Here is a 24434-nt window from a genome sequence, read left to right as displayed (position 1 = left end):
ACCATATTTTTGGAGTGATCATGGCACCGCCCGACGGACTCGGCCTGCGTGAGAGGAAGAAGCTGGAGACGCGGCAGCGGATCCAGCAGGTTGCGATCGACCTCTTCGGCGAACGGGGATTCGACGACGTGACCGTCACGGAGGTGGCGCGCGCCGCGAACGTCTCACAGGCCACCGTCTTCAACTACTTCCCCACCAAGGAGGACCTGGTCCTCCATGGGATGGCCGCGTACGGCGATCGACTCGTCGACACGCTGCGCGACCACCCCGGCGGCGTGCCCATGCTCCAGACTTTCCGCGCCGAGATCCTCGAACCCAGGGGCGTTCTGGCGCAGAATGATCCGTCAGCGATCGACGGCCTGGTGCGGGTACACGAGATCATCGCCGGTAGTCCGGCGCTCCGAGCCCGCCAACTCCTCATCGCGGAAGCCACGGCGGCTGACGTCGCCGAGCTGTTCGCCGGCGGCGCCCCCGACGCCGTGCACCCACGGTTCCTCGCCGCCGCCGTCGTCGGCATCACGCAGGCGATGACCAGCGAGATCCACCGCCTGGCCGCCGCCGGGCACTCCGGCACCGACATCGCCGAAATCGTTCTCCCGCAAGGCGCGCGCGCCGTCGACCTCCTGATCGCCGGCCTCGCCGCAGAGGACGCCAACACAAGGAGTGGACGATGAAAGTCAGTGTTTCCGTTACGAACCCATCCTTCGCCGACGGCCCCTTGCCCGGACTCGCGCGCGTCGCGGCTCTGGCCGATGGCGCCGGCTTCGACACCCTGTGGGTCGCCGACCACCTGGTGCAGATCGATCCGACCGCGCCGGAGGGTGATCACGACCATCTCGAGGCCTACACGACGCTGGGATACCTCGCCGCACGCACCGAGCGGATCCGCCTGGGCGCCATGGTCTCCCCCGCCACCTTCCGGCCGCCCGCGGTGCTCATCGCCGCCGTCACCACCCTCGCCCTACTGTCCGAGGGCCGAGCGTGGCTCGGGCTCGGCGCCGGCCACCACGGGGGCGAGGCCGCCGACCTCGGCCTGCCTTTCCCCGCGGATCGCGCGCGGCTCGACGCGGCCGAGGACACGGCGCGCCTGGCCCGCCGGGTCTGGTCCGGCGACGACCGTCCGTTCCGCGGTTCGACGGTGCGCCTCGACCGCCCGCGACTGGCCCCGTTGCCGGCCCACCGGCCGCCGATCCTGATCGGCGGCGCGGGAGAGAAGCGGACGCTCCGCATGGTGGCCGAGTACGCCGACGCCTGCAACGTGTTCGACATCCCCGACGAGGGACGAACCGTGCGCCGCAAGCTCGCCGTGCTCGCCGAGCACTGCGCCTCCGTCGCAAGGAATCCCGCCGAGATCGAGACCACTCTGAGCACGCGGCTCGGCCCTTCCGAGACCGCCGACGACCTCGCACGCAGGGCGCGGACCGCCGCGACGTGGGGGATCGATCACCTCGTCCTGGTCACCTCATCGCCGTGGACGACGGAGGCCATCGACACGGCCTCCGCAGCGGCGCAGCAGATCTCCGACCTGCCGTCGACCCCCTGGTACCCGGCGAGCGGATAGGGCCCGTTCGTGTTCTCGTCGCCCGGCCTAGTTTCCCCGCTCGTCTTCCACCATCGCCGTCAGGATCCGACGCGCGCGTACAGCGGCCCGGTCCGCCTTGACGTTGACGTAGCGCCGTGGGATCGGGTCCTCGTCGAGGCACCGCTGCATGGTCTCGAGCACGGCGGCGTCCCGGTCTGCCATCGCGCGGAAGACCGCGATCAACTGCTCGCCGATGTCGAGTGAGACCGAAGCGCCCCGCCACGAGATCTGTAGGAAGACATGGGTGACTCCGGACGACTGCGGTGTGAAACCGTGAGTCCGCACGAGCTCCAGCTCCGGGCCGGCCGTACCGATGATGCTGTAGGTCTGCTTGTGCAGGCCCGGCGTCACGAACGTGCCCGTCTCCGTCCGACCGAATGACGTTGCCACAGTGGCATCGTCGATCCCGGTGACCCCGGCTTCCCACGGAGCCAGCGGCGCCTCGGGCAGTTCTCGCCGGTAGGAGACCGAGACCTCGGACACCTCGACGTCCTCCAGCGGCGGCAGCGCCTCGATGCCGGGCGGCACCATCTCCGGGTGCATCGCGAAGACGTTGGAGAGGTCGAGGTAGTGCTCGTGCAGCAACTGCAGGCTGGCGGCCACCTCGCGCCGTTCCCCGACGCTCGACCAGCCGTCACCGTGTAACCACGGTGTCGTCGGCGGCGGCCGCAACCGCTCGCCGCCGGGCGTCCCAACCCAGATCCAGACGAAGGGTCCGCGCTCGACGACCGGGAAGGCTCGCACCCGCGCGGAGGGCGGGTTGTCCTGGGACGGCACGCTCACCCAGCGCCCGGTCGCGTCGTAGGTGCAGCCGTGGTAGCCGCACACGATGAAGTCGTCCTCGCGGTGTCCGGCCGACAGCGGGTAGGGCCGATGCGCGCAGCGGTCCTCCAGCGCGGCGACCGTGCCGTCGGAGAGGCGGAAGAGCACGACCGGTGTGTCGAGGACGCGCCGCGCGGTGAATCCGTATCCGACCTCGGCAACGGTGGCGACGACGTACCAGCAGTCCCTCGGATAGTCGACGGCGGGATGATTCCGGGCGGTGTCGTTCATACGTCCAGCACCAGCTTCTTCGACAGGGAACGGGAAACGCAGAGCATGATCGTGTCGCCACGTTCCTTCTCCGCCTTGGACAGGATCGAGTCACGGTGCTCCGGCGTGCCCTCGAGCACGTCGGCCTCACAGGTGCCGCAGATGCCTTCCATGCAGGATCCGAGCACGTCGACGCCGGCCTTCTCGACCGCGTCGAAGATCGTGGTGCCTTCCGGAACGGTCACCGTCACTCCCGAGCGCGAGCACACGACCTCGAACGAGTCGAGCGCATCCTCGGACGCCGCGACCTCCTTGGCCGCGAAGCGCTCGATGTGCAGGCTGCCGTCGGGCCACGGCGCGCACGCCTCCTCCACGGCGTCGAGGAAATTGCCTGGGCCGCAACAGTAGACCACCGTGTCCGGTGTGGGCGTTCCGAGCGTCGCAGCCAGGTCGATCCGACCGTTCTCGCTGCTCGGCCAGATCGTGACCCGCTCGGAGTCCTCGAATCGGTCCAGGAACGCCATCGACTCGCGGGAGCGGCCGCAGTAGAGCAGGCTCCATTTCGCCCCACGCGCCTCGGCGGCCTCGATCATCGGGAGGATCGGAGTGATCCCGATGCCGCCCGCGACGAATCGGTAGTTCGCGGAGGCGATCAAGGGGAAGTGATTGCGCGGACCACGCACGCGCACCGTCGCACCCTCCGTCAGCTTCTCGTGTACGAACGCCGAGCCACCCCGGCTGTCCGGGTCGCGAAGGACGCCGATCTTCCACGACGACTCGTCCGAGGCGCTGCCGCACAGCGAGTACTGCCGCGTCAGCGACGGCTCCAGGAGGAGGTCGATGTGCGCCCCGGCAGTCCACGACGGAAGCGGTGCACCCGCCGGGTCGCCGAGCGTGAGCTCGACGACCCCGTCCGCCACCTCGCGCCGGCCCGTGACCTGAACGTCGACTTCCGTCTCGGTGGTGGTGGTCGCTTCGCGGGAGCGACGAATCGGTTGACGAACGGGAGTCCGTGCCGCGGCGGGCTGCAGGGGCCGTTGGTCGCGGGGGCGAGGCTCCTGCCCGATCGGCGTCAACGTGACCATCATCTTCGTGTAACCCCGGATGAAGTTCGACTGGAGGTACTCCGGCTCGTCCACCACTTCGATGTCCGCGAACCGCGCGAGCAATTCCTCCCAGAGGATCCGCAGCTGCAGTTCGGCCACGCGACTGCCCATGCAGCGGTGCACGCCGATGCCGAACGAGAGGTGGTGGCGGGCGTTGTGCCGGTCGATGATGAAGTCGTCCGGGTTCTCGAAGGTGCGCTCGTCCCGGTTCGCCGAGGCGTACCACATGACGACCTTGTCGCCTTTGCGGATGAACTGACCGTTCAGGACGGTGTCCTTCTTGGCGATGCGCCGCATGTAGGCCAGCGGCGTCTGCCAGCGGATGTTCTCGTGGACGAACTTCGGGATCAGGCTGTGATCGGCTTTGAGACGATCGAATTGGTCCGGGAACAGGTTGAGGGCGTACACGCCGCCCGACATCGAGTTGCGAGTGGTGTCATTCCCGCCCACGACGAGCAGGATCAGATTGCCGAGGAATTCCATCGGCCTGTTGATCAGGTCCTTGGTGTCCTCGGACATCTGCATCAGGGTGATCAGGTCGTATCCCGGCTTCTCGCCCGCCTTGAGGCGCGCCGCCTTGTCGTGCCACAGGTCGCTGAAGCTCTTCGCCATCTCGGCGACACCCTGGTACATCTCGTCCATGTCGACGTCGCCGCCGGTGGCCGCGGCGCTGGCGCCTGCCAACTCGGTCCAGTGCACGAGCTTGCGCCGTTCCTCATAGGGGAAGTCGAGCAGGGTGGCGAGCATGCGGGATGTCAGCTCGATGCTGACCCTGTCCACCCAGTCGAACGGTTCGTTGACCGGCAGGTCGTCGAGGACTTCCTGGACGCGCGACCGGATCAGTCCCTGCATCTCCTCGAGATTCTGCGGTGCCACGACGCCCTGGACCGCCCCGCGCTGCACGTCATGGCGTGGCGGGTCCATCGCGATGAACATCTCGATGTCCAGGCCCTCTGGCGGTACGCCGATGACGATCTGCGGCTCGGCCGAGTAGGTCTCGAAGTCGCGGTCCACCGTGACGATGTCGTCGTACCGCGTGACCGACCAGTACGGACCGAATTCGCTCGACGCCCGGAAGTGAACCGGCGCCTCGTTGCGCAGGCGCTCGAAGTAGGGGAGCCACTGGCCCTGCCGCCACATGAACGGGTTACTCATGTCGATCTCTGTCAGCGTCACCGCGTCGACGTCGGGGATCTCCTCCTCGACGAAGTCCGGCTGCCGGTCACCCAGAGCCATCGTCTTGGCCTTCTGGAAGAGGTGCAAGCCCTGCACTTGCCGTTCCATCGGGATGGTTGCCTGGGCCTTGTTGATGACCCGTTCGAGAAAGCGCATGGTCCAACCGCCTTGCGAACGAAGATGTGTGGACGTACCCAAACTAAGCCGTCCGTCACGTCGCGCGGCCGGGTTTCTGGTATTCGATCGGCCGCCGGGCCGAAAATCGATCGAAGCCTCGCCCCATCGCCTCGCACCCTCGACGGCTGGCCGCACCATGCGATGGACGCCCCCGGAGCCAGCGGCTACCGGGTACACGACAAGAGGCACACGTCTGCCTCGCGCTCCGCGCTCCCCGAACTGGGCGGAAGTGGAGGGATTTGAACCCCCGGTGGTTTCACCCACGCTCGCTTTCAAGGCGAGTGCATTCGGCCGCTCTGCCACACTTCCCTGCGGCGAATCGTACCGGACGGGCGGCGGCACAGCGCCTGCGTATCCGGTGTGCTACCCATGAACCATGAAGGCGATCGGCGTCGACGAAACCAGTAAGGATCTGCAGCTCATCGACCTGCCCGTCCCCGAGCCGGGCCCCGGCGAGGTGCGGATCAAGGTTGCTGCGGCGGCGGTGAACCGCGCCGATCTGCACCAGCGCCGCGGCCACTACCCGCCGCCGCCCGGGGCCAGCGAGACGCTGGGCCTCGAGGTGTCGGGCACCGTCGACGCCGTCGGACCGGACACGACCGGCCCGCGCCCCGGCGACGAGGTGTGCGCTCTCCTCGCCGGCGGCGGCTACGCCGAGTACGCGATCGCGCCTGCCACACAATGCCTCCCGGTCCCGAAGGGCGTGAGCCTGGTAGATGCGGCGGGCCTCCCCGAGGTCGCGTGCACCGTGTACTCCAACGTGGTCACCGAGGGCGGGCTCCAAGCGGGCGAGACCCTGCTCCTGCACGGCGGCGGCAGCGGCATCGGCACGCACGCCATCCAGCTGGGGAAGGCGCTCGGAGCGACGGTGGCCGTGACCGTGGGCTCCGATTTCAAGGCGCAGCGCTGCCGCGAGCTGGGGGCCGACATCGTGATCAACTACCGCGAGCAGGACTTCGCCGAGGTCCTCGACGGCCGCGCGGACGTGATCCTCGACATCATGGGCGCGAAATACCTCCCCGGCAACGTCCGCGCGCTGGCGAAACAGGGCCGGCTCGTGATCATCGGCCTGCAGGGCGGCGCGGAGGGCGCCCTGAACATCGGCGCGCTGCTCGCCAAGCGCGGCCGGATCAGCGCCACCAACCTGCGGGGCCGACCGCTCGACGGGCCGCACGGCAAGGCCGCCGTCGTCGCCGGCGTCCGCAGGGACGTGTGGCCCCTGATCGAGGAGGGCCGGATCGCGCCCGTGATCTCCGCGCGCCTCCCGCTCGCCGAGGCGGAAGCCGCTCAGGGGCTACTGGATTCGCCGGAATCGATCGGGAAGGTGCTGCTGACCGTATGAGCGACGATCTCGCCTCCCGCCTCCTCGACGCCCAGGTCGAGTTCGCCAAACGCCAACTGCGCGATACGGAGTACCACTCCCTCGTGATCGACGAGGTGGATCACGCGCTCGCCGAGGCGTCGCGGATCACCCTCGCCGAGGCCGTGACCCCGGACATGATCAAGGCCGTCGCGGCGAAGTACGCCGTGCAGGTCCCCGTGGAGGGCGCCATCCCGGAACTGGTGGGCGAGATCGCGGGTCGCCTCTACCGGCACTCGGTCAACGACACCACGCGCCTCGCCGATGTGGTGGACACACGCAGTTTCGACGACCTGCTCACCGCCGTCATGCAGATGGAGGCCACGCAGCGGCTGATCCACGTGCTCGGCGAGAGCCCCGCGACCGCCGACGCGGTGACCTCGGTGCTGCACGCCGCGGCCTCCTCCGCCGCCGACGACGCGGCCCAGGCAGTCGCCCGGAACGCGGTGACCCGTACCGTGTTCGGCGCCGCCGCCAAGGCCCTCGGGCCTGCGCTCCCCGCGATCGGCGAGCGCGCCGACGAGGCCGCCCGGCGCGGCATCGGCGCCGTCCTGCGGCGCGCCACCGCCGAGGGCGACGACTCCCTGGCCGAGACGGTGCGCGACGTGTGGCGCCGCAACCGGCAGAAGTCGCTCGCCGCCTACCGCGACGTGGTCACCGACGCCGACATCGAGGACTTCGTGGTACTCATCTTCGAATTCTGGCGCACCTTCCGCGACACCGACTACTTCCGCGCCCTGCTCGACGAGGGCATCGACCACGTCTTCGACAAGTACGGCGACACCTCGCTGTACGAGCTGCTCGCCGAGCTCGGGGTGGGCCGCGAGGACATGATCGAAGAGGCGCTCCGGTTCGGTCCGCCGGTGATCGCCACCCTCGACGACCGCGGCACCCTGGACGCGTTGCTGCGCAGGCGGATCGCCCCGTTCTTCGAATCCGCGGAGTACCACGCGGCCGTCGGAGACCTCGCGTGAGGCGCGGCGCCGCGGCCTTCACGGCGGTGGCGCTCCTCCTCTGCGCCTGCGACACCGGTGCAACCGAACCGTCCGCCATCAGCACCCCGTCACCCGCGCCGGCGACCGGATCCGCAACCGCGACACCTTCCTCGGCCCCGGCGCCCGCAGGTCCACTCGCCGGGCCCGCGCACGGGTACTCACCGTCGCCCGTCTCGTCTCCCGGCGCGGGACCGGGCCGCGTACTCACCCTGCCGCAGCTCCGCGGCGGCGACCCCGCGGTGACGAACCGCTTCAACTCCGCCATGCGCGCCTCGCTCGCCGGCATGCCACAGCCGTCGCCGGAGACCTCCGTCGACGACGGCGCTCTCCCCGGAGGCCACCGGAGCGGCGTCACCCGCATCGGTGCGGGCGCGATCGCCGGGCGGCTCGTAGTGCTCTGGTACAGCAAAGGCGCCGCGCATCCGAACCAGAACCTCGGCACCGTCGTCATCGCGACCGGGACGGCGCAGCCGGTCACCGTCGACGACCTGTACCGAGACCGGGCCGCCGCGCTCGACCGGATCCGGAAACTGTTGCCGGAGTCCGATTCCAGTAAGCGCCTGGACCCGAGGGACGTCGACGACGACCGGATCCTCGACCACTGGCTCCCGACGGCGACGGGACTGGAGTTCTACATCGGCGTGCCGCACGCCGCCGGCGACTTCGTCTCCGTCCTGGTCCCGTGGGACCGGATCGCCGATCTGCTCCGCCCGGGCGTCCTCGACTTGCTGCGCGCCGACTGACGACCTACAGCACCGCGGCGAGGATCAGGATCACTCCGCACACCGCCACGATGAGGCCGCCGATCACCGAGAGCGTCTTCTGCATCCTGTCCGTCGACCGCGCCCGCAGCGCCGCGCCGATCGCGACGAGCACCACGCACCAACCGAACGACGCGATGCCCACGCCGATGGCGAACACCCCGGCCACCGGCCGCTGGTGCAGCGAATCACCCAGTCCCACAGAGATCGCCATGAAATACAGCAGCGGCATCGGGTTGACGATGGTGAGCCCGAAGAACATCGACGCCCGCGCGATGCCGTGCGCGGCGGCGGCCCGCGGACCGTCGGGCCTGGGCGCCGGGGGCTTGCCCCGATAGGCCCGGCGCAGCGTGAGCGCCGCGACCACCAGCAGCAGCACGCCGCCCACCGCGGCCGGCCACTTGCCCCAGGCCGTGATGAGCGGTGCCACCACGGATCCGGCGGCGAGCGCCACCACGCAGAACACGAAATCGGCGAACCCCACGCCCATCGCGGCGGGCGTGCCGTGCCGCCACCCGCGCTCGGTGCCCTCGCGCAGGAGCATCACGCCCATGGCGCCGATGGGCACCGTCGCACCGAGCCCGGCGATGATTCCGGCACCGAACGCCGCCGGCACCATCGAATAGTCCACGCGCCTACCCGAGCGAGGCGAGCGCCCGGATCAGCTGATCCACGTCGTACGGCGTGGAGTACTGACCGAGCCCGACGGTGACGGCGCCCCCGTACTCGGGCACGCCGAGGCCGGCGAAGAACTGGCTGGGCACGTTGGACAGCGCGCAGACGCCGTTGTCCGCCAAGCGCTTCGCCGCCTTGGCGGCGGGGACCCCCGGCATGGTGAAGGACACCGTGGGGATCCTGCGCTCGGCCCGCCCGATGATCGCCACCTGCGGCGTGGACGCGAGCGAGTTGAGCAAGTAGAACAGCAGCCGCTGCTGGTACTGGCGCAGGCCGAACATCGACTGCTCCAAACGATCCCGTCGGGTACCCACGGACGATTCGTCGAGCCCGGCGAGGTGATCGATCGAGGCGATCAGGCCGGCGAGCATGGCGTACTGGTGCTCACCCACCTCCAGCCGCTCCGGGCCCGCGGCGAAGGGGTCCGGGTTCACCGCCCGCATCCGGGCGAACACCGACGGGTCCCGGAAGGCCATCGCGGCCACCTGCGGGCCGCCCCACCGATTCGCGCTGACCACCATCACGTCGGCGCCGAGGCGCTCGATGTCGAGGAGCTCGTAGGGGGCGGCGCTGGTCGCGTCCACGACCAGGAGCGCGCCCACGCGGTGCGCCGCCTGCGCCGCGGCCGCCACGTCGACGACCGTCCCGATGGTCGACGAGGCCAGGGTGACGGCGACGACGGACGTCGCCGGGGAGACGAGCTCCTCGAACTGCCAGCCCGGTACCTCGCCCGTCTCGATGTCCGCCTCGGCCCACCGGACGTGGGCGCCGCCGCGGTCCGCGACCCGGAGCCACGGCACCTGGTTCGCCTCGTCGTCGAGCCGGCAGAGGACGACCTCGGAGCCGAGCCCGAGCCGGGCGCTCAGCGATTCCGCGAGCGAATTGAGCAGTTGTTCGCGGCTGGGGCCCAGCACGACGCCTTCGGGTTTCCCGTTGACCAGGTCCGATACCGCGACCCGCGCGGCGTTGACGATGCCCCGGGTGTGTGCGGCCGCAGCATAGACTCCGCCGGGGTTACTTACGAATCCGCGAAATGCATTCGCGACCGCCGAGGAGACAGCGCCGGGGATCTGGGCTCCCGCCTGCGTGTCGAAGTGGATCCACCCGTCTCCCAGGGCAGGGAAAAGCCCCCGGACTCGGGCTACGTCGAACGCCGAAACGGCAACCGACGTTGAGGCCCGACCGGGTGCACTCTGGCCGACCGAGAACGCGTTCACTGCGTCGCAGATTACACCCGGACGCCCATCAGTCGACCGACCGCCCGCGTCCTGCTGCCAGAATGGTGCTATGAGCGATCGCAACGAGGTGGAGATCATCCCCGCCGTGGGAGCGGGCACGACCGGCGACGGACAGGCCGACGGCGAGCAGCCCGAATCCGGCGCCGACGAGCTGCACACCATGGTGGAGCAGCCCGCGAAGGTGATGCGGATCGGCACCATGATCAAGCAGCTCCTGGAGGAGGTCCGCGCCGCTCCTCTCGACGAGGCCAGCCGGGCGCGCCTGAAGGAGATCCACCAATCCTCGATCAAGGAGCTCGAGGACGGGCTCTCCCCCGATCTGCAGGCCGAGCTGGAACGGCTCGCGCTCCCGTTCACGGAGGACTCGAACCCGTCGGACGCCGAGCTGCGGATCGCGCAGGCCCAGCTGGTCGGTTGGCTCGAGGGCCTGTTCCACGGCATCCAGACGGCCCTGTTCGCGCAGCAGATGGCCGCCCGGGCCCAGCTGGAGCAGATGCGCCAGGGCGCGCTGCCGCCGTCGATGAACCCCGGCCCGGAGTCGCAGACCGGACACGGCCAATACCTGTGACCGCCCGCAGGCCGACCTCCCGGAACGCCGCCGTGGCGGCGGGTACCCTTCACAATCGTGCCCGTCGATAGCCCCGCCGCCCCCCAGCCGGCGTCCATGCAGTCGGATTCGCGCTCCTTCCAGCGCGCGATCCGCGACCTGGTGGACGGCGCCACCGTGCACCGCGAGCTGTGGCTCGAGCTGGGCTGGCAGGACATCAAGCAGCGCTACCGCCGCTCGGTCATCGGCCCGTTCTGGATCACCATCGCCACCGGCGTCACCGCCAGCGCGCTGGCGCTGCTGTGGTCCGTGCTGCTCCAGGCCGACGTCAAGGTGCTGCTGCCGCAGCTCACCGTCGGGTTCGTGCTGTGGGCGTTCATCCAGAGCTCGATCATCGACGGCGCCGAGGTGTTCATCGCCAACGAGGGCCTGATCAAACAGTTACCCGCGCCGCTGTCGGTGCACGTCTACCGACTGGTGTGGCGGCACATGCTGTTCCTCGCCCACAACATGATCATCGTGGTGATCGTGCTCGCGATCTTCCCGCCGAAGCACTGGTCGTGGACGCAGCTCAGCCTGATCCCCGCCGTCGCCATGCTCGCGATCACGGGCGTCTGGGTGTCGATGTCCTTCGGCATCCTGGCCACCCGGTTCCGCGACATCGCGCCGCTGCTCACGGCCCTCACCCAGCTGCTGTTCTACGTGACGCCGGTGGTGTGGACGCTAGAGACCGTGCCCGGCGGCAACAGCGAGCGCGCCCAGCTGGTCAAGCTGAACCCGCTGTACCACTACCTGGAGCTGGTCCGGGGGCCGCTCACGGGCAAGCCGTTCGACCCGCAGCACTGGTACGTGGTGATCGGGTGCACCGTGGTCGGCTGCGCCGTGACGCTGGTGCTGATGAAGCAGTTCCGTTCCCGAGTCGCGTATTGGGTGTGAGATGAGCGTTTCGATCCGTACGCAGGACGCCTGCGTCGACTTCCCGGTGTTCGACGCGAAATCGCGCTCGCTCAAGCGCGCGGTGATGGGCTCGGCCGGCGGCAAGGTGATGGCCGACGACAACGTGGTGGTCGTCGAGGCGCTCCGGAACATCACCATGAGCCTCGACGAGGGCGACCGGGTGGGCCTGGTGGGCCACAACGGCGCGGGCAAGTCGACGCTGCTACGCCTGCTGTCCGGCATCTACGAGCCGACTCGCGGCACCGCCGTGGTCAAGGGCCGCGTGGCGCCCGTGTTCGACCTGGGCGTGGGCATGGACCCCGAGATCTCGGGCCTCGAGAACATCATCATCCGCGGACTGTTCCTGGGGCAGACCCGCAAGTCGATGCAGCGGAAGCTCGACGACATCGCCGAGTTCACCGAGCTCGGCGACTACCTCACGATGCCGCTGCGCACCTACTCGACCGGCATGCGGGTGCGTATCGCCCTCGGCGTGGTCACCTCGATCGATCCCGAGATCCTGCTGCTCGACGAGGGCATCGGCGCCGTCGACGCCGAGTTCCTGCGCAAGGCGCGTAAGCGCCTGCAGGCGCTCGTCGAGCGGTCCGGCATCCTCGTGTTCGCCTCGCACTCCAACGAGTTCCTCGCCCAGCTCTGCGACACGGCGATGTGGATCGACCACGGCCAGGTCCGCAAGGAGGGCGACATCGAGTCCGTGGTCACCGCCTACGAGGGCCCCGAGGCGGGCGAGCAGGTGCGCAAGGTGATCGAGAAGGTCCAGGCCGAGGACGACGCGGATGCCTGACGCCGGCGGAGGCGCCGCCCGCGCGGAGAGCATCGTCGCCGTCGTCGTCACGCACGACCGCGCCGAGCTGCTCGCGAAATCGCTGGAGGTCCTCAGCGCGCAGAGCCGCCCCGTCGACGCCATCGTCGTGGTGGACAACGCCGACCAGGCCGAGGTGGCCGAGCTCGTGGCCCGGCAGCCCGTCGAGACGGTGTACCTGCCGTCGAAGTACAACCTGGGCGGCGCCGGAGGATTCGCGCTCGGCATGCTGCACGCCCTCGCGATGGGTGCCGACTGGATCTGGCTCGCCGACGACGACGGCCGCCCCGAGGGGCCCGAGGTGCTCGCGACGCTGCGGGACTGCGCGCAGCGGCACGGCCTCGCCGAGGTCTCGCCCGTGGTGGCCACCATCGACGATCCCGAGACGCTCGCGTTCCCGTTGCGGCGCGGTCTCGTGTGGCGGCGTAAGCGGGCCGAGCTGATCGACCCGAGCGCACCGTCGGACGACCTGCTGCCCGGTATCGCCTCCCTGTTCAACGGGGCGCTGCTGCACAAGGACACCGTCGCGGCGGTCGGCGTGCCCGACCTGCGGCTGTTCATCCGCGGCGACGAGGTGGAGGTGCACCGGCGCCTGGTGCGCTCCGGGCTGCCGTTCGGCACCTGCCTCACCACCGCCTACCTGCATCCCAACGGCGCCGACGAGTTCCGGCCGATCCTCGGCGGGCGCATGCACACGCAGTACCCCGACAACGAGACCAAGCGCTTCTTCACCTACCGCAACCGCGGCTACCTGCAGTCCCAGCCCGGCATGCGCAAGCTGGTCCCGCAGGAGTGGGCCCGGTTCGGCTGGTTCTTCCTGGTGCAGCAGCGCGACGTGGCGGGCTTCAAGGAGTGGCTGCGGCTGCGCAAACTGGGCAGGGACGAGCACTTCACCCGCCCCTGAACCTCCGGGCACAGGTTCTTATTGAAGGCCCCTCAACAAACGGACGACGGTGCGCCTATCATCGTCCGCATGGGAACGAGCCTGGTCTCCGATCTGCTTCCGCAGGGCCACGCCCTGCTGCGCATGCTCCAGCGACGGGTCGTGGACCCGGTTCGTCCGGACGTCGCGCTCCGCGCCCTCGGCTACAACCGCCGGTACGGGCCGCAGGCGGCACTCGTCATCAAGGGCGCCGCGGAGAACCCCGACCGCGTGGCCATCGTCGACGAGCGCGGCAGCCTGACCTACGCGCAGTACGAGGCGCAGTCCAACGCGCTGGCCCGCGGCCTCCGCGCGTCCGGCCTCAAGTCCGGCGACGTGATCGCCGTGCTCGCCCGGGACCACCGCGGTCTGCTGCTCATCATCAGCGCGGCGGCCCGCGCCGGGATGCGCCTGGCCATGATGAACACCGGTTTCGCCAAGCCCCAGTTCTCCGAGGTCTGCGCCCGCGAGAAGGTGCAGGCGGTGTTCCACGACAGCGAGTTCACGGGCCTGCTGGACGCGCTGCCCGAGGACATGCCGCGCTACCTCACCTGGGTGGACGAGTCCGACCAACTGCCCGACGGCGCGCAGACCATCGACCAGCTGGCCGCCGGCCGCGACGCCAAGCGGGTGCCGCCGCCGGAGAAGCAGGGCGGCTTCATCATCCTCACGTCGGGCACCACGGGCCTGCCCAAGGGCGCGGCCCGCAGCAAGGTGCCGCCGCTCGCCACGGCGATGCTCGTGGACCGCATCCCGTTCCGGCGCCGCGGCACCATCGTGATCGCGTCGCCGATCTTCCACTCCACCGGCTTCGCCATGTGGTCCGCGGGGATGTCGGTGGGCTGTACGACGGTCACGATGCGCCGCTTCGACCCCGAGAACACGCTCAAGCTGATCGCCGACAACCGCGCCGACATGCTGGTCGCGGTGCCCACCATGCTGACCCGCATGCTGAACCTGCCCGCCGACGTGCTCGCGAAGTACGACACGAGCTGCCTGAAGTCCGTGGTGGTGGCCGGCTCCGCCGTCTCGCCGGAGCTGTCCGAGCGGTTCCAGGACACCTTCGGCGACGTGCTGCACAACGTGTACGGCTCCACCGAGGTCGCCGTGGCGACCGTCGCGAAGCCGGAGGACCTGCGCACGGCGCCCGGGACCGTGGGTAAGCCCCCGGTGCTGACCACCGTCCGGCTCTACGACGAGAACGATCGGCTGGTGGAGGGCACCGGCAGGCGCGGCCGGGTCTTCGTGCGCGCGGGTGCACCGTTCGAGGGCTACAGCGACGGCAAGACCAAGCAGATCATCGACGGGCACCTCTCGTCGGGCGACATGGGCCACTGGGACGAGCACGGACTGCTGCACATCGACGGCCGCGACGACGACATGATCGTCTCCGGCGGCGAGAACGTGTACCCGCTCGAGGTGGAGAACCTGCTCGCCACGCGCGACGACGTCATCGAGGCCGCCGTCATCGGCGTCCCCGACCCGGAGTTCGGGCAGCGCCTGCGGGCGTTCGTGGTGACCGCCGACGGCCCGCCCGCCTCGGACGAGGCGAGCGAGGCCCTGTCCGGCGAGATCCGGGACTTCGTGCGTGCCAACCTCGCCCGCTTCAAGGTGCCGCGCGACGTGGTGTTCCTGGAGAACCTGCCGCGCAACCCCACGGGCAAGATCGTCCGGCGCGAGCTCCCCAAGGACTGACGAAACTCCGGTCACGAACCCTCTGTTCTCCGGGGTTCAGTGACCGAAGTTCTGCCGCGCCGGAACCAAGGTCGCTCCTGCTGCGTCCAATGGGTATGTGGAAGCACGCTGCAGAGGTGTTCGCGGACCAGGACGGGGTCGCGACTCTCGCCCAATTGCGGGCGGTGGGCGTCACCGACCTCATGATCTCGTCGAGGCTCGCTTCCGGAGAACTGATCCGGGTCGCTCGCGGGCTGTTCCGCACGACCCATCATCCACACACCGATCGCACGGGCGTGCGGATCGGCGTGCTTCTCGCGGGCGGCGCCGCCGATCGACGCACCGCGCTGTTCTGGCACGGACTGCTCGACGAACCACCCGGCGAGATCACGGTCACGGTTCCCACGGAGCGCCGACTCCGCTCGTGCGCGGGCTACCGGATCGAGACGCGGCGGCGGTGGTTGGATCCCGCTGACGTGACCGAGGTCGGCGGATTGTCCGTCACCCGGAAGCCGCTCTCCGTCCTCGAGGTGTGCGACGCGCGGATCATGGACCGCGCTCTCCAGCAGCAGGCGGTCACGCTCGCCGATCTCGAGGCGGCCCTGGGCAGGAACGCGGGCGCGCGGGGGATCTGCCGGGCGCGCGAGGTGTTCGCCGTCGCGGCGGGCGACACCGAGTCCGAGGCCGAGCGCCTGTTCGTGGAGTTGCTGCGGCTCCACGGCATCACGGGATGGACCGCGCAGGCACCCTTCCGTGGGTGGTCGATCGATTTCGCGTTCCCGGAATCGCGTCTCGCGGTGGAGATCAACGGCTGGGCGTTCCACCGTTCCCGATCCCGCTGGATGCGGGACCAGGACAAGTCGAACGCACTGAGCTCCGCGGGCTGGTCGGTGTTGAACTTCTCCTGGCATCACCTGGCCGAGGATCCGGAGGGCGTGATCACCACACTCGCCGAGACGCTGGCAGGGCGAGCGGCCTGAACCACGAACTCCGGTCACGAACCCCGCCTTTCGCGGGGGTTCGTGACCGGAGATCGCGCGCAGCTGAACGAGCCTCCCGAATGCTGAACCGTTCCGCCCGGAATCTCAATTCCTTCCCTGACGTTATTAACGATCGACGCCGGTCTCGACCCGGAAGGCGGTATGGACACCCTCCTCAGCGGCTACGTCGCCGGGTTCGCGCTCGCCATGCCGCTGGGCCCGTTCGCAATCCTGCTGATCGGTATCGCGGCCCGGAGTTCGATCCGCACAGCGCTCTGGGGCGCACTGGGAGCGGCGGTCGCCGACGCGGTGTACGCGGCCGTCGCCGTGTTCGCAGGCGCCGCCGCGGCACGCGTGATCGCGCCGGTCGAGGGGCATCTGCGCATCGCCGCGGGTGCCGTCCTCATCGCGATGGCGCTCTACATCGCCGCCCGCGCTCTGCGCCCCGCAGAAGGCGACGGCGCAGAGGGCGGTACCGCGCTGACGCCGAGGCGTGTGTTCGTCAGCCTCTTCACCCTCACGATGGTCAACCCATGGCCGCTCCTGTATTTCACCGCGCTGGTTCTCGGAGGCGGAGTAGGGGCAGGGTCGGCATCCGCCAACCTCCTCTACATCGCCGCCGTCCTGCTCGGGTCCCTGACGTGGCAGGCGTTCATCGCGTCCGTGGGTGGGGTCGTGGGGCGCAGGATCCTCAGCGGCGCAGGCAGGAGGCTCTCCGGGCTCGTTTCCGCGGCCCTCATCGTCGCGTTGTCGTGCGCGATGATCGCGGGCTGATCGGCGTCACCAGTAGCGGTGGTGGGTGATGGGGAGGGGCTGCGGGTCGGGGCCCACGGCGGGCTCGGGTCGCACCAGCCGGACCACCTGCAGGATGTGGAACTGCTCCTGGTGCACCACCGCGAGGCCGCCGTAGTCCAGCGACACCTGCATGTCGGTCCCCATGAACTGCGACGGGCGGAAGGTCCACCACAGGTTCCCGTTCTCCTGCCGGAAGTCCTCGTCGGGGCGATCGGCGTCGGTGAGAACCCATGCGGCAGTGCAGTTGTCGGCCGCCCACGACGCCCACTGGTTGACGCCCTTCTCCCTGTCCCAGAGCTTGCCGTCGACGCGGCGGTCACCGTCGTTCCCCATGTCGCGCAGGCCGTCGAACATCCCCGGCAGCCCGTCGTGCGCGATCCGCAGCGACGGGTACGCCCAGCTCGGCTGCACCTGGAAGAACACGCAGTCCCCCGGCCGCGCGTTATCGCGGATGTACCGGGCCGCGTAGCTGAAATCGCTGCCGCCGGGCTTCGACAGCGGGCTGTGCTGCCACAGGTACCCCGGGATCGCGGTCACCGCGAGCACGGCCAGCACACCCGCAGCCACGAGCCGCGGGCGCGGGAGTGCGCGCGCCAGCGTGGTCACCGCCGCCGCGAGCACCAGCACCACACCGGGCACGGTGAAGCTGACGTACCGCCCCACGTACGACGGGGCCACCGTGGACACCAGCAGGATCACCGCGAGCGGCACGAGCGCCGCGGTCACGCCCCAGCGCAGCGCGGGCACCAGGTCCGACGGGACGCCGCGCCGCCACCACAGCACGCCGGCGGCCGCGAGCACGAGCCACGCCGCGACGGCGAAGGCGTAGGAGTGATCGAACCACTGGTCGACGAGGACGTTCTGGAAGATCATCCAGCCGGGCCACTGCAGCCACGACACCTGATCGCGCTGGGTGGCGGCGAGGACCGCGACGGGGCTTGCGATCAGCACCGCCGCCGCGGACGCGATGAGGGCCTGCTTCAGCCGCGCGCGGCGCTCATCGGTCGCCGTCCACGCGATCGCCACGACGACCGCGGCCGCCATCGTGGCCGAGTAGAGGAACAGCGCCGTCGCGAGCACGAGCGCGGCGCCGTAGCCGACCCAATCACGCCGGCGGCCCGACGCGGCCGCGCGGTGCGCGGCGATGAGCACGAGCGCCGCCGCGGCGATCACCCAGGAGTAGGAGCGCGCCTCCACGCCGGACCAGGTGATCCGCGGCAGGACCAGCGCGACGACTCCCGCGACCAGCGCGAGGGCGTCTCCGCCGAGCCGGCGCGCGAGCGCGTAGCACGCGGCCGTCGCGACGCCCACGCCCACGGCCGAGAACGCGCGCAGCGACGCCTCGTCGAGACCGAGCGGCAGGGTGAAGAGTTTCAGCGCGTAGTAGTAGAGGCCGTGCACCGCGTCGATGTGGCCGAGCATCCGCCACATCTCGCCGGGCGAGCGGTCCACCGCCGACCCCGTGGCCAGTTCGTCGAACCAGACCGACGGCCTGCCGCCGTGCCACAGCGACAGCAGGATTCCGAGAAGGGCGAGCGCCCAGGGTGCAGCGCGCCTCACATCAATCGGAAGATCACCGTGCGCTGCACGATGAAGTTGACGACCGTCGCCGTACCCTGCGCGAGCACGAACCCGATCAGGCGATTGACGTAGCTGCCGATGCCGTCCTCCGGCGGCGGGAACAGGTGGTAGAAGGCCATGTAGATGCCCAGCTGCACCCCGTACATGGCGATGTACAGCGCCCACACCGCGATGAGCCGCTTGGTCGACGGGGCCGCCTTGAACGTCCAGCGCCGGTTCAGCAGGTACGCCGTGGTGGTGCCGCAGATGAAGCCGATGGTCTTCGCGAGCGCTTCGTCGAGCCCCAGCCCCTTGCCCAGGATCAGCGTGATGCCGAAGTCGACGATCGCCGAGAACCCGCCCGTGAGCACGAACCGGATGAGCTGGGTCTTGAGATCGAGGTGTTCCCGATGCTCTCCCTGTTCCGGGGCGTCAGATGTGGTCACGGAGGTTCAGGGTACCCACCCGGGGCCCGTTACTCGAAGACGTCGTCGTCCTCGGCGGCGCGCGCGTCCTGCCGCTTCTCCCGGTGCTTCACCCACGCGGCCGCGCCGATCACCACCCCGATCCCGAAGGCGGCGCCCACGACGGCGCCGAACAGGCTGCTCGGGTCGGTGTCGAAGTAGTCGGCCCCCACCGCCATCGCCCCCAGCCACACGACGATGAGCGGGACCACGGTGGCGAGCACGATCAGCTTCCGGCGCCCTTTCGAGAACGCGGCGGTGAGCTGGGCGTACGCGACCCCGCGGCGCCGGCAGTAGCGGAACATCGCCAGGGTGATGACGCCCGGCAGGATCATCGCCGCGAGCGACGCCGCCGCGGCGCCCTGCAACGCCGCGATGATCGCCACCAGCACGAACGCGTAGGTGCACCAGAACTGGCCGATGGTGGCGGCGCGATAGTACTCGTCCCGGTTGCGCTCGTCGCCCCAGGCGGGGTCCGACGGGGCCAGGATGAACCCCTCCACGCGGTCCTCGACCGACATCTCACTCGACATGGCTCGCCTCCTCCAGCGGGAACAGTTCCTCGACCGTGGACTCCAACGCCCGCGCGATCCTCAGCGCGAGGTACACGCTGGGCGCGTAGTCGCCCTTCTCCACCGACACGACGGTCTGCCTGCTGACGCCGACCTCCCCGGCCAGGTCCGCCTGCGTGATCCGCCGTGCCCGGCGTCGCATGCGCACCGGATTCGCGTCGTCCTCCACAGCACGAAGTCAAGCATTCTTGACATCTTCTGTCAAGAGCCCTTGACATTCGTGCCCGCCATCCCCGTCGACCCGTCGAATGCGACACGTTCCTGCCCGAATCCGGGCAGGAAATTGACACCGACACCGCAGCACCGGAAGATCGACGTCGTGCCGGACAGCGACCTCGTCGACCACATCGCGCGCACCACGGGGCTCACCGCCGCCGAGGCCGTGCGCGTCATTGACGACGTCACCGCGTACTACTCCGAACCCGTCGAGGAGTTCGTGCGGCGCCGGCACCGTTCCCTGCAGGGCCGAGGGGCGAAGAACGCGGAGATCTTCGCGACCCTGACCGACGAGCTGCGCACGCGGCTCGTCGCCGCCCCCGACCTCACCGAGCGGCAGCTGCGCCGCCTCATCTACAGCTAGGAGCCACACGACACATGTGCGGAATCGTCGGTTACATCGGCGGCCAGACGGCCGTGGACATCCTCATCGACGGGCTCACCCAGCTCGAGTACCGGGGCTACGACTCGGCGGGCGTCGCCGTGCTCGGCCCGTCGGGCGCCCGCCGCGTCCGCAGCCTCGGTCGCGTCCGTGACCTCGAGGCGGCGCTGCCCAAGCGCCTGGCCGGCAAGACCGGCATCGGCCACACCCGGTGGGCGACGCACGGCGCGCCGTCGGAGGCCAACGCGCACCCGCACACCGACGCCACCGAGCGGATCTTCGTCGTGCACAACGGCATCATCGACAACGCCCGCGACCTGCGGGTCGAGCTCGAGGCCGACGGGGTGGAGCTCACCTCCGACACCGACACCGAGGCCGTGGCCCACCTGATCGCCCGCAGCGGCGCGGACACCCTGGAGGACGCCGTCCGCCAGACGCTGCACCGGCTCAGCGGCACCTACGCGCTCGCCGTCATCGACATCGAGCACCCCGACCGCATCGTGGTGGCCCGCAACGGCTCCCCCCTCATCATCGGCGTGGGCGACAAGGAGATGTTCGTGGCATCGGACATCTCCGCCGTGGTCCGGCACACCAGCCAGGTGGTGCACCTGGACGACGGGGAGTGCGCCACCGTCACGGCCTCCGGCTTCCGGATGTTCAGCGCCGACGACGCGCGTGCCGTCGCCAAATCCGCTACCACCGTGGACATCTCCCCCGACGAGCTGGAGCTCGGCAACCACAGCCACTTCATGCTCAAGGAGATCGCCGAGCAGCCGCAGTCGCTGGAACGCATGCTCTCCGGCCGGCTCGACGAGCGCTTCGCCACCGCGCGCCTGGACGGCCTCAACCTGGACGCACAGGCGCTGCGCCGGTTCAAGCGGGTCAAGATCCTGGGCTGCGGCAGCGCGTACTACATGGGCCAGATGGGCGCCGCGATGATCGAGGAGCTCGCCCGCATCCCTGCAGATGCGGAGCCCGCCAGCGAGTTCCGCTACCGGAACCCCATTGTCGAACCCGACACCCTGTACGTCGCGGTCAGCCAGTCCGGCGAGACCGCCGACACCGCGTTCGCGGTGCAGGAGGTCAAGCGCAAGGGCGGCACCATCGTCGGCCTGGTGAACGTGGTCGGCTCCACCATCGCCCGCGAGGTGTCCGGCGGCATCTACCTGCACGCCGGCCCCGAGGTGTCCGTCGCCTCCACCAAGGCCAACACTCACATGGCGGTGGGATTCGCCCTCATGGCGCTCGCCCTGGGCCGGGTCCGTGACCTCTCGATCACCGACGGGACGCGGATCGTCAAGGCGCTCAAGGCGCTCCCGGCACAGATCGCCGAGATCACCGCGATGCCGGAGGAGATCGACCGCGCCGCGAAGCTGCTGGCCGAGGCTCCCAGCCTGTTCTTCGTTGGCCGGGTGCGGGGCTACCCGACGGCCCGCGAGGGTGCGCAGAAGTTCAAGGAGATCAGCTACCGGCACGCCGAGGCGTACCAGACCTCCGAGCTCAAGCACGGCCCGCTGGCCCTGATCAGCCCCGAGCTCCCGACGGTCGCGATCGTGCCCGAGGACGAGCTGCTGGACCGCAACGTCGGTGCGCTGCACGAGATCGGGGCCCGCGGCGGCGAGATCGTGGCGATCACCAACCCCGGCGTCGACGTGCCCGAGGCCAAGGTGGTCCTCACCGTGCCCAAGAGCGAGCCTGAGTTGGACCCGATCCTGCTCATGATCCCCACGCAGCTGCTCGCCTACTACGCGGCGCTCAGCCTGGGCCTCAACATCGACCGCCCCCGCAACCTGGCGAAGTCGGTCACCGTCGAGTAGCGGGCGGTGTGGATCAGGCCCGCTTGGGCCCGATCCACACCTGCTGCGCGTTGACGAACTCGTGGATGCCGGCGCGGCCGAGTTCCCGGCCGTAGCCGGACCGCTTGATGCCGCCGCTCGGCAGCCGCGGGTCGGTCTTGACGATGCCGTTGACGCTCACCTGCCCGGCCTCGATCTCCCGCGCCAGCGCCTCACCCCGGTCCGCGGTCGTCCACACGCTGGCGGCGAGGCCGTACGGCGTGTTGTTGGCCAGGTCGAGGGCGTGGTCCACGTCGACCGCCGTCATCACCGCGGCGACCGGGCCGAAGGTCTCCTCCGCGCAGGCGGCCATACCGGGGCGCACGCCGGTGAGCAGCGTCGGCGGGTAGAAGTAGCCGGGACCGTCGGGCAGCTCGCCGCCCAGGACGCACGTGGCGCCCGCCTCCACGGTCTCGACCACCTGCCGATGCAGGTTGTCCCGCAGGTCCGCCCGCGCGATGGGGCCCACCTGGGTGGTCTCCTCTCGGGGATCGCCCATCCGCAGGGCGGCGAGCCGCTCCCGCACCTTCTCCACCAGCTCGTCGTGCACGGGCCGCTCCACGATGATCCGCTTCGCCGCGATGCACGACTGGCCGGCGTTGATGATCCGGGACAGCGCGATCACTTCGGCGGCGGCGTCGAGGTCGGCGTCCGCGAGCACGATGCACGGATCCGAACCGCCGAGTTCCAGGACGGCGGGCTTGATCTCGCTCGCCGCCGTCGCCGCGACCGCGGCCCCGGCCCGGTCGGATCCGGTGAAGGAGACCGCCCGGATGCGGCGGTCGCGGATCACACCCTCGACGTCCGGCGTCGCCGCCGGCAACGACGCGAACACCCCTTCGGGGGCGCCCACCGCACGGAAGGCACCGTTGATCGCGGCGGCGCAGCCGGGTACGTGCGGATCGTGTTTCATCACGCAGGTGTTCCCGGCCATGAGCGCCGGCGCACAGAACCGGAAGGCCAGCCAGAACGGCGCGTTCCACGGCAGCACGCCCAGCACGGGGCCCAGCGGCAGGTACTGCACGTAGCTCAGCGTGGCGTCCGATCCGACGGTGTCCGCAGCGAGGTACTCGGCGCCGTGTTCCGCGTAGTGCTCCGCGGCCCACGCCGCCTTCTCCACCTCGCCGAACGCCTCGGTGATGGGCTTGCCCATCTCCTCGGTCATCATCATCGCGTAATCGGCCCTGCCGCGGCGCAGCTCGGCCGCCACCTCGCGCAGCAGCCGGGCCCTGTCGGCGAACTCCGTGCGGCGCCAGCCGTCGAAGGCGGATTCGGCGCGGGCCAGGGTGGTCTCGATCTGTTCCGCGGTCGCCGCCGGAACCTCCCGCACGACCCGGCCGGTCGACGGGTCGGTCACGGTCAGCATCGTCGGTTCGGTCATTCGGGCACCTCCGTGGCGTCGTTCGGTTCCTGCTGCACTGCACCGCCCGGGATCACGGCGCCGGGCGGCGCCAGGGTGGCGTCGCCCCGGCCCTCGTGCACGGTGAAGTCCTCGTCCAGGGTGAAGAAGGACTCGCACCCGTTCTCGGTGATCCGGATGGTGTCGGAGATGCCGACGGTCTTGTCCCCGTCCACCCCCCACATCCACGGGATCACGTGGAACGTCATCCCCGGCTCCAGCGCCGTGAAGTCGCCCGGGTTCAGGCTGAGGATGTAGCCCTCGTCCCACGACGGGGGGAAGGCGATTCCGATCGAGTAGCCGGAGCGCGTGACCAGGCGCGCGCCCACCGTGTTGTCGGTGATGATCCGCCGCACCACGGAGTCCGCGTCGGACACCGTCATTCCCGGCCCCATCAGCGATTTCAGCTCCGACAGGGCGAGTTTCATCCGCTCCTGCGCCTCGTACATCGAATCGGTGAGGTCGCCGTTGACGGCGGTCCGCATGAGCGCGGCGTGGTAGCGGCGGTAGCAGCCGCCGACCTCGAGGAACACGTGCTCGCCCGGTTTGATCTCGCGGCCCTCCCAGGTCGCATGGCCGATCATCGACCGGGGGCCCGACGCGACGTACGGCATGACGGACGGGAATTCGCCGCCCGCGCGGAACATCGCGGCGCTGATCGCGGCCGCCACGTCGTTCTCCGTGTTGCCGGGTACCGCCGCCTCCAGGCCCGCGGCCATGCCCGCCTCGGCCGCGTGCGCGGCCTTGCGCATCACCTCGATCTCCGCGTCGGACTTGGTGGCCCGCCCCTCCTCGACGATCCCGAAGCAGTCCATGAGCACGCCGTGCTGGAACGAGGTGTGCACGCGGTCCTGCTGGTACGCGGGGAAGAAGTAGCTGTTGCGTTCGTAGCCCACACGTTTGGTGCCGAGCCCGGCCTGCTTGAGCGTGAGAACGAGCTCCTGGATCGCGTCGCCGGTGTCCGGGTAGGGGCGGGTCCTCTCGACCCAGGTGCGGGCGATGGCGTTGGACTCCTCCATCGCGCGGGTGATCATCACCGGCTCGTCGTCGAGCGGCACGACCAGCGCCTGGAAGAACGAGTACCCCGTGGTCTGGTAGTCCGTGAGGTACATCAGGTTCTCGGGGTCGGTGATGACCACCGCGTCGAGCTGCCGCTTCTCCATTCGCGCGCGCAGATCGTTCAGGCGCCGCTCGTACTCGGCGGTCGGGAAGGTCATGTCATCGCGA

24 protein-coding genes and 1 tRNA gene are annotated in these 24434 nt (G+C 69.9%); 14 read left to right on the top strand and 11 right to left on the bottom strand.

Annotated elements, in window-relative coordinates:
- The first annotated feature begins 20 nt into the window (after positions 1 to 20).
- Positions 21 to 674, top strand: a complete 654-nt coding sequence (locus tag BN39_RS07160; RefSeq protein ID WP_040766805.1) for a TetR family transcriptional regulator — start codon at positions 21 to 23, stop codon at positions 672 to 674.
- Between the two features lie 44 nt (positions 675 to 718).
- Positions 719 to 1561, top strand: coding sequence for an LLM class flavin-dependent oxidoreductase (locus tag BN39_RS07155; RefSeq protein ID WP_019201697.1), 843 nt, complete (start codon positions 719 to 721; stop codon positions 1559 to 1561).
- Between the two features lie 27 nt (positions 1562 to 1588).
- Here BN39_RS07155 and BN39_RS07150 read toward each other — a convergent pair whose 3' ends face one another.
- The 3 genes from BN39_RS07150 to BN39_RS07140 form a co-directional block, all read right to left on the bottom strand.
- On the bottom strand, positions 1589 to 2635 hold the full coding sequence (locus tag BN39_RS07150) for an aromatic ring-hydroxylating dioxygenase subunit alpha (RefSeq protein ID WP_019201696.1): 1047 nt from the start codon (positions 2633 to 2635) through the stop codon (positions 1589 to 1591).
- Complete coding sequence (locus tag BN39_RS07145) at positions 2632 to 5052, bottom strand: cytochrome P450/oxidoreductase (protein WP_040765978.1); 2421 nt, start codon at positions 5050 to 5052, stop codon at positions 2632 to 2634. The genes BN39_RS07150 and BN39_RS07145 overlap by 4 nt, the downstream gene beginning before the upstream one ends.
- Before the next feature lie 245 nt (positions 5053 to 5297).
- A tRNA-Ser gene (locus BN39_RS07140) sits at positions 5298 to 5382 on the bottom strand.
- A gap of 67 nt (positions 5383 to 5449) precedes the next feature.
- On the opposite strand from BN39_RS07140, the gene BN39_RS07135 reads away from it, so the two are divergent.
- From BN39_RS07135 to BN39_RS23860, 3 genes are read left to right on the top strand one after another with little or no spacing between them, the layout of a single operon-like run.
- Positions 5450 to 6415, top strand: coding sequence for an NAD(P)H-quinone oxidoreductase (locus BN39_RS07135; protein ID WP_019201694.1), 966 nt, complete (start codon positions 5450 to 5452; stop codon positions 6413 to 6415).
- Entirely contained in the window at positions 6412 to 7407 is a 996-nt protein-coding gene (locus BN39_RS07130) for a hypothetical protein (RefSeq protein ID WP_019201693.1), read from the top strand. The genes BN39_RS07135 and BN39_RS07130 overlap by 4 nt, the downstream gene beginning before the upstream one ends.
- Positions 7404 to 8171 carry a hypothetical protein gene (locus BN39_RS23860; RefSeq protein ID WP_019201692.1) on the top strand — a complete coding sequence of 256 codons (768 nt, stop codon included), beginning with the start codon at positions 7404 to 7406 and terminating at the stop codon, positions 8169 to 8171. The genes BN39_RS07130 and BN39_RS23860 overlap by 4 nt, the downstream gene beginning before the upstream one ends.
- A 4-nt stretch (positions 8172 to 8175) precedes the next feature.
- Here the strand turns inward: BN39_RS23860 and BN39_RS07120 are convergent, their stop codons facing one another.
- Both BN39_RS07120 and BN39_RS07115 read right to left on the bottom strand, forming a co-directional pair.
- A complete protein-coding gene (locus BN39_RS07120; protein ID WP_019201691.1) occupies positions 8176 to 8820 on the bottom strand; it encodes a LysE family transporter in 645 nt (214 codons plus the stop codon).
- A 4-nt stretch (positions 8821 to 8824) separates the two neighbouring features.
- Entirely contained in the window at positions 8825 to 10081 is a 1257-nt protein-coding gene (locus BN39_RS07115) for a cysteine desulfurase-like protein (protein ID WP_040765976.1), read from the bottom strand.
- Positions 10082 to 10151: 70 nt separating this feature from the next.
- Between BN39_RS07115 and BN39_RS07110 the strand changes: the two genes are divergently transcribed.
- The 7 genes from BN39_RS07110 (at position 10152) to BN39_RS07080 (ending at position 16758) form a co-directional block, all read left to right on the top strand.
- A complete protein-coding gene (locus BN39_RS07110; protein ID WP_019201689.1) occupies positions 10152 to 10670 on the top strand; it encodes a bacterial proteasome activator family protein in 519 nt (172 codons plus the stop codon).
- A gap of 96 nt (positions 10671 to 10766) precedes the next feature.
- A complete protein-coding gene (locus BN39_RS07105; protein WP_019201688.1) occupies positions 10767 to 11585 on the top strand; it encodes an ABC transporter permease in 819 nt (272 codons plus the stop codon).
- Between the two features lies 1 nt (position 11586).
- Positions 11587 to 12390 (top strand): ABC transporter ATP-binding protein, encoded by an 804-nt coding sequence (locus BN39_RS07100; RefSeq protein ID WP_019201687.1) that lies wholly within the window; start codon positions 11587 to 11589, stop codon positions 12388 to 12390.
- On the top strand, positions 12383 to 13312 hold the full coding sequence (locus tag BN39_RS07095) for a glycosyltransferase (RefSeq protein ID WP_019201686.1): 930 nt from the start codon (positions 12383 to 12385) through the stop codon (positions 13310 to 13312). The genes BN39_RS07100 and BN39_RS07095 overlap by 8 nt, the downstream gene beginning before the upstream one ends.
- 69 nt (positions 13313 to 13381) lie before the next feature.
- Complete coding sequence (locus BN39_RS07090) at positions 13382 to 15025, top strand: acyl-CoA synthetase (protein WP_019201685.1); 1644 nt, start codon at positions 13382 to 13384, stop codon at positions 15023 to 15025.
- Between the two features lie 95 nt (positions 15026 to 15120).
- The gene (locus tag BN39_RS07085; protein WP_159103230.1) at positions 15121 to 15984 is read left to right on the top strand and encodes a type IV toxin-antitoxin system AbiEi family antitoxin domain-containing protein; all 864 of its coding nucleotides are present in this window, start codon (positions 15121 to 15123) and stop codon (positions 15982 to 15984) included.
- A 162-nt stretch (positions 15985 to 16146) separates the two neighbouring features.
- The gene (locus BN39_RS07080; protein ID WP_019201683.1) at positions 16147 to 16758 is read left to right on the top strand and encodes a LysE family transporter; all 612 of its coding nucleotides are present in this window, start codon (positions 16147 to 16149) and stop codon (positions 16756 to 16758) included.
- 6 nt (positions 16759 to 16764) lie between these two features.
- On the opposite strand, the gene BN39_RS07075 is transcribed toward BN39_RS07080, so the two are convergent.
- From BN39_RS07075 to BN39_RS07060, 4 genes are read right to left on the bottom strand one after another with little or no spacing between them, the layout of a single operon-like run.
- Positions 16765 to 18339 carry a glycosyltransferase family 39 protein gene (locus tag BN39_RS07075; RefSeq protein WP_019201682.1) on the bottom strand — a complete coding sequence of 525 codons (1575 nt, stop codon included), beginning with the start codon at positions 18337 to 18339 and terminating at the stop codon, positions 16765 to 16767.
- Complete coding sequence (locus BN39_RS07070; protein WP_019201681.1) at positions 18336 to 18785, bottom strand: GtrA family protein; 450 nt, start codon at positions 18783 to 18785, stop codon at positions 18336 to 18338. The genes BN39_RS07075 and BN39_RS07070 overlap by 4 nt, the downstream gene beginning before the upstream one ends.
- Before the next feature lie 29 nt (positions 18786 to 18814).
- Positions 18815 to 19336, bottom strand: coding sequence for a hypothetical protein (locus tag BN39_RS07065; protein WP_019201680.1), 522 nt, complete (start codon positions 19334 to 19336; stop codon positions 18815 to 18817).
- Positions 19326 to 19517: a helix-turn-helix transcriptional regulator gene (locus BN39_RS07060; protein WP_051158975.1), complete on the bottom strand. Its 192-nt coding sequence runs from the start codon at positions 19515 to 19517 to the stop codon at positions 19326 to 19328. Before BN39_RS07060 ends, BN39_RS07065 begins: the two co-directional genes overlap by 11 nt.
- 177 nt (positions 19518 to 19694) lie before the next feature.
- Here BN39_RS07060 and BN39_RS07055 point away from each other — a divergent pair, with 177 nt between their 5' ends.
- Together BN39_RS07055 and glmS are read left to right on the top strand one after the other, a co-directional pair.
- Complete coding sequence (locus tag BN39_RS07055; RefSeq protein WP_081586054.1) at positions 19695 to 19955, top strand: hypothetical protein; 261 nt, start codon at positions 19695 to 19697, stop codon at positions 19953 to 19955.
- Positions 19956 to 19969: 14 nt separating this feature from the next.
- On the top strand, positions 19970 to 21790 hold the full coding sequence (gene glmS, locus BN39_RS07050) for a glutamine--fructose-6-phosphate transaminase (isomerizing) (protein WP_019201677.1): 1821 nt from the start codon (positions 19970 to 19972) through the stop codon (positions 21788 to 21790).
- A 13-nt stretch (positions 21791 to 21803) separates the two neighbouring features.
- On the opposite strand, the gene BN39_RS07045 is transcribed toward glmS, so the two are convergent.
- Both BN39_RS07045 and doeA read right to left on the bottom strand, forming a co-directional pair.
- Positions 21804 to 23189, bottom strand: a complete 1386-nt coding sequence (locus BN39_RS07045; RefSeq protein ID WP_019201676.1) for an NAD-dependent succinate-semialdehyde dehydrogenase — start codon at positions 23187 to 23189, stop codon at positions 21804 to 21806.
- The gene (gene doeA, locus BN39_RS07040; RefSeq protein ID WP_019201675.1) at positions 23186 to 24424 is read right to left on the bottom strand and encodes an ectoine hydrolase; all 1239 of its coding nucleotides are present in this window, start codon (positions 24422 to 24424) and stop codon (positions 23186 to 23188) included. The genes BN39_RS07045 and doeA overlap by 4 nt, the downstream gene beginning before the upstream one ends.
- Positions 24425 to 24434 lie beyond the last annotated feature (10 nt).

Origin of the sequence: Tsukamurella sp. 1534 (assembly GCF_000312385.1) — a bacterium.
Classification (GTDB): domain Bacteria; phylum Actinomycetota; class Actinomycetes; order Mycobacteriales; family Mycobacteriaceae; genus Tsukamurella.
The sequence above is the reverse complement of the archived record's forward strand: the minus strand, read 5'-3'. Positions and strand labels throughout refer to the sequence as shown.

Coding starts and splice junctions, on each gene's coding strand:
- BN39_RS07090 (WP_019201685.1), top strand. CDS start 13,382: ATGGGAACGAGCCTGGTCTCCGATCTGCTTCCGCAGGGCCACGCCCTG.
- BN39_RS07095 (WP_019201686.1), top strand. CDS start 12,383: ATGCCTGACGCCGGCGGAGGCGCCGCCCGCGCGGAGAGCATCGTCGCC.
- BN39_RS07080 (WP_019201683.1), top strand. CDS start 16,147: ATGGACACCCTCCTCAGCGGCTACGTCGCCGGGTTCGCGCTCGCCATG.
- BN39_RS07130 (WP_019201693.1), top strand. CDS start 6,412: ATGAGCGACGATCTCGCCTCCCGCCTCCTCGACGCCCAGGTCGAGTTC.
- BN39_RS07065 (WP_019201680.1), bottom strand. CDS start 19,336: ATGTCGAGTGAGATGTCGGTCGAGGACCGCGTGGAGGGGTTCATCCTG.
- BN39_RS07105 (WP_019201688.1), top strand. CDS start 10,767: ATGCAGTCGGATTCGCGCTCCTTCCAGCGCGCGATCCGCGACCTGGTG.
- BN39_RS07160 (WP_040766805.1), top strand. CDS start 21: ATGGCACCGCCCGACGGACTCGGCCTGCGTGAGAGGAAGAAGCTGGAG.
- BN39_RS07145 (WP_040765978.1), bottom strand. CDS start 5,052: ATGCGCTTTCTCGAACGGGTCATCAACAAGGCCCAGGCAACCATCCCG.
- doeA (WP_019201675.1), bottom strand. CDS start 24,424: ATGACCTTCCCGACCGCCGAGTACGAGCGGCGCCTGAACGATCTGCGC.
- BN39_RS07085 (WP_159103230.1), top strand. CDS start 15,121: ATGTGGAAGCACGCTGCAGAGGTGTTCGCGGACCAGGACGGGGTCGCG.
- BN39_RS07135 (WP_019201694.1), top strand. CDS start 5,450: ATGAAGGCGATCGGCGTCGACGAAACCAGTAAGGATCTGCAGCTCATC.
- BN39_RS07100 (WP_019201687.1), top strand. CDS start 11,587: ATGAGCGTTTCGATCCGTACGCAGGACGCCTGCGTCGACTTCCCGGTG.
- BN39_RS07045 (WP_019201676.1), bottom strand. CDS start 23,189: ATGACCGAACCGACGATGCTGACCGTGACCGACCCGTCGACCGGCCGG.
- BN39_RS07110 (WP_019201689.1), top strand. CDS start 10,152: ATGAGCGATCGCAACGAGGTGGAGATCATCCCCGCCGTGGGAGCGGGC.
- glmS (WP_019201677.1), top strand. CDS start 19,970: ATGTGCGGAATCGTCGGTTACATCGGCGGCCAGACGGCCGTGGACATC.
- BN39_RS07150 (WP_019201696.1), bottom strand. CDS start 2,635: ATGAACGACACCGCCCGGAATCATCCCGCCGTCGACTATCCGAGGGAC.
- BN39_RS07060 (WP_051158975.1), bottom strand. CDS start 19,517: ATGCGACGCCGGGCACGGCGGATCACGCAGGCGGACCTGGCCGGGGAG.